Origin of the sequence: Microcystis sp. LSC13-02, from assembly GCA_002282935.1 — a bacterium.
Classification (GTDB): domain Bacteria; phylum Cyanobacteriota; class Cyanobacteriia; order Cyanobacteriales; family Microcystaceae; genus Microcystis.
In genome coordinates this window covers 3,923-10,359 of the sequence record MTBT01000126.1, presented here as the reverse complement: position 1 = coordinate 10,359, position 6,437 = coordinate 3,923, and the positions used below count along the sequence as shown (strand labels likewise).

Sequence of the window (6,437 nt, the reverse complement as noted above, 5' to 3'; positions counted from 1 at the left end):
CGCCGTCCACTTGGTTTTCGAGACTGGCCTTTTAATTCTAACGTAAAGCCAACCTAGAACGGCGGGGTTTCAGACCCAAAATTTCCGATGATACTACCATGATCATTATTTCTAGGGAGACAGGGAAAGTTTAATAACTTGTTCCCTGTGCCTCTACCCTAGAACCGGTTTGTCAATTGTCTTCTACTCAAAGTCTTTGCGTCCGGGGTTACGGGTAGGATCGCCGGAAAGGAAGCCAAAGATAAAAAGTAAGACAAAGAAGGAAACAACGATATAAACGGCTATTTTTAGGGTTAACATTACTAAGACGTTCTCCTTAGACTAGATTACTGCATTGACAGGGGTGAGCATACCTTGACCTACTTTACCCTATTTGAGTGATCCCTGAACAGAGAAAAGCGATCGGTCTTCAGTTATCAGTTATCAGTGAGCAGTTATCAGTTATCAGTGAGCAGATGTGAGTTTTTAGTTTACTGTTTACTGTTTACTGATCACTGAAAATACGACTAAATAGCCTATTTTTAGCCAATTTATGAATAATCTCGGTAAATTGTATGTGGTGGGAACGCCGATCGGCAATTTAGACGATCTGACTTTGCGGGCCTTGGCAACTCTCAAAAAAGTCGCTCTAATTGCTGCCGAAGATACCAGACACACAGGGAAATTATTACAGCATTTTGATATTCCAACCCCTCAAATTAGTTACCACGAACATAATCGCCTTTCCCGTCTCGATGAGTTATTAAATATTCTCAGCCAAGGTCAGGATATCGCTTTGGTTACTGATGCAGGAATGCCGGGGATTTCTGACCCAGGTTATGAGTTAATTAAAGCTTGTATAGAAGCTAAGATCGAAGTGGTTCCCATCCCCGGAGTAACGGCGGTAATTACTGCTTTAGCGGTGTCGGGATTACCCACGGAAAGATTCTGTTTTGAAGGATTTCTTCCGGGTAAGGAAAAGCTGAGACAAGAGCGCTTAGAGAGTTTAAAAACTGAAACGAGAACGATGGTTTTTTATGAAGCTCCTCACAAACTTATTAAGACTTTGGAGGATTTACGAGAAACTTTCGGACCCACGAGAAAGATAGTTTTAGGTCGGGAATTAACCAAGCTTTACGAAGAAATTTGGCGAGGAACTGTCGCCGAGGCGATTAATTTATATCTGGCGAATAAAACTCCTAAAGGGGAATTTACTATCGTAGTTATGGGCAACAATCGGTTCGATACTATCCAATTATCCGACGAGGAATTAAAACGGGAATTAAAACAAATTATCGAAGGAGGAGTTAATCGATCGCAAGCCAGCAGACAATTAGCACAGGTTACTAATTTGTCCCGCAGTCGTTTATACAAATTAGCCTTAGAAATTTGATGATTATCAATTTTTATTCCCACCGCTAACCCTCGATTACTTAGCCGATTGAAGTAACAAAATTCCCCCGGCAGTTAATCCTAAAATATTGGGCAACCAAGCGGCCATCAAGGGGGTTAAAACTCCGCCAATGCCTAAGGAACTGGTGACAAAAGATAGGAGATAATAGGAGAAAATTAGGACGATACAAATACCGAAACTGGTGGCTTTATTAGCATTTTGCGGACGTAATCCCAAGGCTGCCCCAATCATCCCAAAAACTAAACAAACAAAGGGTAAAGATATTTTCTGCTCGATTTGAACCTGTAGTTTTCTAATTTTGGTAGGATTGCCGCTTAATTGCAGTATTCCTAGATATTCCCGCGCTTGTCTTAGGGTCATTTCTGAACCATCTCGGCCTCGAAAAGCTAAATCTAAAGGGGTACGAGGTAGGGCTAATTGTTGATGTTGAAATCGTACAATATTACGATAGGAACCCTTAGGATCAATTAGATAAATTGTGCCGTTATAAAAATCCCAGATATTTTTTTCAATATTCCAAGAAGCTGATTCTGAGGTAATAATTTGATTAACTTCCGGTTGGGTGCGATCGAGAATGGTTAAACCTAGCATTTCTTGACCGTTAAATCTTTCAGCATAAAATAACCTTCTTAATACCGTTTGCGCTTCCCCTCCATCCGGTGGCCGCACTTTGCCGTATTCAGGATAAATAATATTATCTTCAATAAAAGATTTGCGATTTGGTCGCAGAGCTTTGGTCATGGTAGCATTAGCTTCATAACTGGCAGCTGGAGCCACATAATCATTAAAAACGTAGGTTAATCCCGTCACTATTAAACTTAGCACAATGGCGGGAATTATGAGGCGATAAACACTAATTCCAATACTTTTCAAAGCAATTAATTCGCTATCACTGGCTAAACGACTGTAGGCCATTAAAGCCGCTAAAAGTATCGACATGGGAAAGGCTAAAACGATAAACTCTGGCATTTTTAATAAGAGAATTTTTAAGGCCAAAGTAAAAGGTAAACCCGATTCAGTAATCCGTCGCACTAAATCAAATAAAGTACCGATCGCCACTCCCAAAGAAGTGAATAAACCCATACCAAATAAAAACGGCAATAATAACTCGACAAAAATATAGCGGTCTAAGATGCTAAATCCGGGTATTCTACTTAAATTTCCTTGCCAATTGCTAACTTTCATGATATAATGCAGCGATTTTTTATTAATAACAATTATCGGAAAAAATTATCACCCAAATAATACTGACGCACCAGAGGATTATTATAAAGTTCTTCGCCACTTCCCGCCGCTAAAATCTGCCCTTCGCGCATAATATAAGCCCGATTAGTGATAGCCAAAGTTTCTCGCACATTGTGATCGGTAATTAAAATTCCCATCTGACGATCCCTTAAACCAGCGATCATCGCTTGAATCTCGGACACAGCGATCGGATCCACCCCGGCGAAAGGTTCATCTAATAATAAAAATCTCGGTCCGTTGACTCCCACCGCTAAAGCGCGAGCTAATTCTGTCCTTCTTCTTTCTCCTCCGGAAACGTAGGCTCCTTTAGTGCGAACAATCTTATCGAGGCGAAATTCTTTTAATAAATCATAGAGACGATTTGCCCGTTGGGAAAAGGGAACCCCCGACTGTTCTAGGGCTAACTGAATATTTTCTGATACAGTTAAATAACGAAAAATACTGGCCTGCTGCGTCAGATAGCCAATACCCAGACGCGCCCTTTGATTAAGGGGTAATTTGGTAATTTCTTTTTGATCGAGCCAAACGCGCCCTTGATTCGGTTTAATTAATCCCGTGGCGATATAAAAAGTTGTGGTTTTCCCCGCACCATTTGGTCCTAATAACCCGACAATTTCTCCCGGGGCCACAGTAATACTCACCCGGTTAACTACGAGCCTTTTACCGTAGGATTTATGGATATTTTCTAATACTAAAGTCATCTTTATCGGGGGATGGGGGTTGGGGGATGGGGGATGGGGAAGTGGGGAGAAAAAAAGCTGACTCCTGAATTCTGTCTCGGAGACTACTGACTCCCAATCACTGCGGGTTAATAATTGGGGCAGCGGGGAGGGAAGGGGAAGGTATGGGTGCGGGTGTCGGAGAAGCAGCCGGTTGGGGGGAAGTTTCGTTATCTTTGACTAAATAAATTGACTCCACCTGCTGACTGGTTTGGGGAGTAGCGATAAATCTGCCCTCATCGACTAGATAAGTCATCGTTTCGGCGCGGATACTGTTGCCTTCCTGCAAAACGTAAACGTTACCCGTCATCACTAAACGACGTTCGCGGCTAAAATACTGAGCTTGGGCGGAAGTGGCCTGCATTTTGCGGGCAGGATAGAACACTTGTACGTTACCCCTCGCAGTAATTACCCCCGTTTTTGAGTTTGCCTCTTGAATATCCGATCGCACTGTCATAGCATTACCGGGTACAATATTCTGCTGTGCTTTGACTAGGGGAGAATTGCCCAATCCCACCATTAAGCCAGCAGAAACGAGGGAAACTAGCCATCCTCTGATTTTTGTGTATCTTGCTCTCATAGAAATGTCGCCTATAAGTAAATGGTTTCAATTAAATTGAAGATAGATTTTGTCTTTGATCCCCCCTTAAACCCCCCTTGATAAGGGGGGTGCTGACAATTTTTAACACCCACCTACTTAGATGTAATTGTATTGACTAACTAATCTAGCTTTTTAGAGGACAGGATGACTTTTGAGGATTTTCGGCAGAGAACATATAGATCGATCGAGGTGGGGGTGAGGATGTTCCTGATTGCTTTTCATCCCTTCTAGCACTGCCGGTAAAGCTTGGGGAGCGAGATTCTGTAAAAAGTTTAATAGATCCAAACTCTCCCCGACCAAGTGCGTCACGTTGATCCCCTCGTAATCGGGTTGATAGTGTTGTAAACGTCTAACCCCTTCTCCCAAAAGGATTACCGCTCCGCGCCAGTTATTATTTTCTAGATGGTAACAAGCGACAGCAATCTGCAAAATGCCTTGATAAAAGGTTTTTTCTGGCTCTGCGGACTCCATCCACAAAGCCTCTAGGGTATCATGACAAGCATAGAATTGCTGGCGATTAAATTCGTCGATTCCTTGGCCAAAAGCGGTGGCTGTCATTACCCTAAACTAATGCCCCTTCATCGATTCGCGGACTTCTTGGATATAGTCGAGGGAAATTATCTGTTCTTCCCCGGCAAACTCGTTATCGGGGGTAATAAATAGCATACAGTGACATTCTTTCCGTTCCCGCATCGGTACACAGGGACAATTCCAGAAAGTATTTTTTACCTCCGCTTCTTTGTCTTCGTAGTGACGACAGGGACATAAAGGAGCGCCTAATTCGTCCTTATGACGCGCTAATCCCTCAATTACTACGGCTGTCACCGAGAGATCGCTACAGAAGTAAGTATTTGTACGTCTAGCGTACTGTTCGGCAAAATTCTTCATCGCCTCAAGACTCTTATCTGTGTCTGTGATCTGGCTCATAGTTATCTGATCCCCTTAGCTTTCTAAAAAAAAACTTTTTACTATCCTATCTCGATCCGCTTCCCCTTGGCTGAGGGGAATTTTTAGAATCTCTTTCGATTTTGCGACCGATCCCCTTGTTACTCTAATACGATAAAAAGACTCTCTTTGGCCAGAAGCTGTATTTTTTGGCCGGCAAATGGGAATTATGGGGGCAAAGTTCCTCAAAACCTATCCTTGATTCCCGCAATCCCTGTACCCTATCACTACCAGAACATGATTTTATCTTTCTTGGAGACAAAGAAAATTTCTGACGATAATACCCCTTGGTGGCTGAAAATTACCTCCCTTTCCCCCCACTGTATTTACTATTTTGGTCCCTTTGCTTCTTTTGAGGAAGCACAACAGCATCAGGGGGGTTATCTACAAGATATAGAGTCCGAAGGAGCGCAAGGAATCAGTCTTTCGATCGAGCGGAGTAATCCCCATTATTTGACCGTTTTTGACGACGGAAATCAGGATCTAGCTAAAACTTTTGCTTCCCATGCTCGAACCTTTTCTCGCTTTATTTCTTAAGTCTCCCTGTCCTCTTTGTCAACGGCAGAGCGAGCGAGAGCTTTGCCGTGATTGTGGGCGACAATTACAGTCCTATCGTCAGAATAACCCGCTTTTTCTCTGGCGTGGTTCTATTCCCCTGTTTATCTGGGGACGCTATGAAGGTAAATTAAAACAGGCGATCGCTAAAATGAAATATGATCGCCATCCCGCTCTCGGCTCTTTGCTAGGCAGTTGCATGGGGGAAACTTGGCTGCTTCGTCCTCCCCTCACCGATAAACGCTTGACGGTGATTCCTATCCCTCTCCACCCAGAAAGGTTAAAGGAAAGGGGTTTTAATCAAGCAGAAGCTATTGGCGAGGGTTTTTGTCGTTTAACCGGTTATCCTCTGGCTAGTCGCGGATTAATTCGGATTAAGAACACGGCAGCCTTATTTAGTCTGGCAGCCGAGGAGAGAAAAAAGACGATGCAAGCGGCTTTTCAACTGGGGAAAAATTTACCGAAATCAGTGCCGATTCTCTTAATTGATGATATTTATACCACGGGAACCACGATCGAGGAAGCTGTGCAGGTTTTACAAACGGAGGGATATCGGGTAGTCGGTGCGATCGCTCTTGCCAGTTCCAAAATTAGCTAAAATGCCCAGACGGATCGGTCTGGGCATTTAGAGTTAGATTAAATTAAGTCCGTTTGATCTTGTCGTATTGACTAATGAAAATCAAACCGATAGTGGCAGGAATCAGGACGATAGCCGCACCTAAAACAAGGCTCCAGAGAAAGTTAGCTAAAGAGGGTGTCATGATAGATAAATCCTTTGTCATATTTTCAAAGACTTAGTTTTTTATCTTATCACCTTGGGCGAGAAGACCCCCAGTTCCACGACCAGATAAATGCGATCGCAGGTTTTATCGAAAATTTGGGTTAAAACCCCGTCCTTTTAGGACGGCTTTATGTTAAAATGAAATTGGTTTGAATCCCCTGAGTGGGCGGTAGTGAATGGCTCGATTGAGTTGAACCC

At 43.1% G+C, this 6,437-nt stretch carries 10 protein-coding genes; 3 read left to right on the top strand and 7 right to left on the bottom strand.

Features of this window, described 5'->3' with window-relative positions; genetic code table 11:
* Positions 1-183: 183 nt before the first annotated feature.
* Positions 184-300 (bottom strand): photosystem II reaction center protein I, encoded by a 117-nt coding sequence (locus BGL89_RS07730; RefSeq protein ID WP_002732356.1) that lies wholly within the window; start codon positions 298-300, stop codon positions 184-186.
* A gap of 232 nt (positions 301-532) precedes the next feature.
* Between BGL89_RS07730 and rsmI the strand changes: the two genes are divergently transcribed.
* Positions 533-1,372, top strand: coding sequence for a 16S rRNA (cytidine(1402)-2'-O)-methyltransferase (gene rsmI / locus BGL89_RS07725; RefSeq protein ID WP_286825213.1), 840 nt, complete (start codon positions 533-535; stop codon positions 1,370-1,372).
* Positions 1,373-1,408: 36 nt separating this feature from the next.
* On the opposite strand, the gene BGL89_RS07720 is transcribed toward rsmI, so the two are convergent.
* The 5 genes from BGL89_RS07720 to BGL89_RS07700 form a co-directional block, all read right to left on the bottom strand.
* Positions 1,409-2,578 carry an LptF/LptG family permease gene (locus tag BGL89_RS07720; protein WP_286825212.1) on the bottom strand — a complete coding sequence of 390 codons (1,170 nt, stop codon included), beginning with the start codon at positions 2,576-2,578 and terminating at the stop codon, positions 1,409-1,411.
* 32 nt (positions 2,579-2,610) lie between these two features.
* Positions 2,611-3,339, bottom strand: coding sequence for an LPS export ABC transporter ATP-binding protein (lptB, locus tag BGL89_RS07715; RefSeq protein WP_002797884.1), 729 nt, complete (start codon positions 3,337-3,339; stop codon positions 2,611-2,613).
* A gap of 97 nt (positions 3,340-3,436) precedes the next feature.
* The gene (locus tag BGL89_RS07710) at positions 3,437-3,937 is read right to left on the bottom strand and encodes an LptA/OstA family protein (RefSeq protein ID WP_286825210.1); all 501 of its coding nucleotides are present in this window, start codon (positions 3,935-3,937) and stop codon (positions 3,437-3,439) included.
* Between the two features lie 153 nt (positions 3,938-4,090).
* Positions 4,091-4,516: a DUF309 domain-containing protein gene (locus tag BGL89_RS07705; protein ID WP_286825208.1), complete on the bottom strand. Its 426-nt coding sequence runs from the start codon at positions 4,514-4,516 to the stop codon at positions 4,091-4,093.
* A 9-nt stretch (positions 4,517-4,525) separates the two neighbouring features.
* Positions 4,526-4,885, bottom strand: a complete 360-nt coding sequence (locus tag BGL89_RS07700; RefSeq protein WP_002760795.1) for a ferredoxin thioredoxin reductase catalytic beta subunit — start codon at positions 4,883-4,885, stop codon at positions 4,526-4,528.
* A 255-nt stretch (positions 4,886-5,140) separates the two neighbouring features.
* Between BGL89_RS07700 and BGL89_RS07695 the strand changes: the two genes are divergently transcribed.
* Positions 5,141-5,440, top strand: a complete 300-nt coding sequence (locus BGL89_RS07695) for a DUF1816 domain-containing protein (RefSeq protein WP_286825206.1) — start codon at positions 5,141-5,143, stop codon at positions 5,438-5,440.
* On the top strand, positions 5,409-6,056 hold the full coding sequence (locus BGL89_RS07690) for a ComF family protein (protein WP_286825205.1): 648 nt from the start codon (positions 5,409-5,411) through the stop codon (positions 6,054-6,056). The genes BGL89_RS07695 and BGL89_RS07690 overlap by 32 nt, the downstream gene beginning before the upstream one ends.
* A 43-nt stretch (positions 6,057-6,099) precedes the next feature.
* Here BGL89_RS07690 and psbX read toward each other — a convergent pair whose 3' ends face one another.
* Positions 6,100-6,219, bottom strand: a complete 120-nt coding sequence (gene psbX / locus BGL89_RS07685; RefSeq protein WP_002759073.1) for a photosystem II reaction center X protein — start codon at positions 6,217-6,219, stop codon at positions 6,100-6,102.
* Between the last annotated feature and the right edge of the window lie 218 nt (positions 6,220-6,437).

What these genes read in the sequence shown, in the direction of transcription:
- psbX (WP_002759073.1), bottom strand. Translation starts at nt 6,219, where the DNA reads ATGACACCCTCTTTAGCTAACTTTCTCTGGAGCCTTGTTTTAGGTGCG.
- BGL89_RS07700 (WP_002760795.1), bottom strand. Translation starts at nt 4,885, where the DNA reads ATGAGCCAGATCACAGACACAGATAAGAGTCTTGAGGCGATGAAGAAT.
- BGL89_RS07695 (WP_286825206.1), top strand. Translation starts at nt 5,141, where the DNA reads ATGATTTTATCTTTCTTGGAGACAAAGAAAATTTCTGACGATAATACC.
- BGL89_RS07705 (WP_286825208.1), bottom strand. Translation starts at nt 4,516, where the DNA reads ATGACAGCCACCGCTTTTGGCCAAGGAATCGACGAATTTAATCGCCAG.
- BGL89_RS07690 (WP_286825205.1), top strand. Translation starts at nt 5,409, where the DNA reads ATGCTCGAACCTTTTCTCGCTTTATTTCTTAAGTCTCCCTGTCCTCTT.
- lptB (WP_002797884.1), bottom strand. Translation starts at nt 3,339, where the DNA reads ATGACTTTAGTATTAGAAAATATCCATAAATCCTACGGTAAAAGGCTC.
- BGL89_RS07710 (WP_286825210.1), bottom strand. Translation starts at nt 3,937, where the DNA reads ATGAGAGCAAGATACACAAAAATCAGAGGATGGCTAGTTTCCCTCGTT.
- BGL89_RS07730 (WP_002732356.1), bottom strand. Translation starts at nt 300, where the DNA reads ATGTTAACCCTAAAAATAGCCGTTTATATCGTTGTTTCCTTCTTTGTC.
- rsmI (WP_286825213.1), top strand. Translation starts at nt 533, where the DNA reads ATGAATAATCTCGGTAAATTGTATGTGGTGGGAACGCCGATCGGCAAT.
- BGL89_RS07720 (WP_286825212.1), bottom strand. Translation starts at nt 2,578, where the DNA reads ATGAAAGTTAGCAATTGGCAAGGAAATTTAAGTAGAATACCCGGATTT.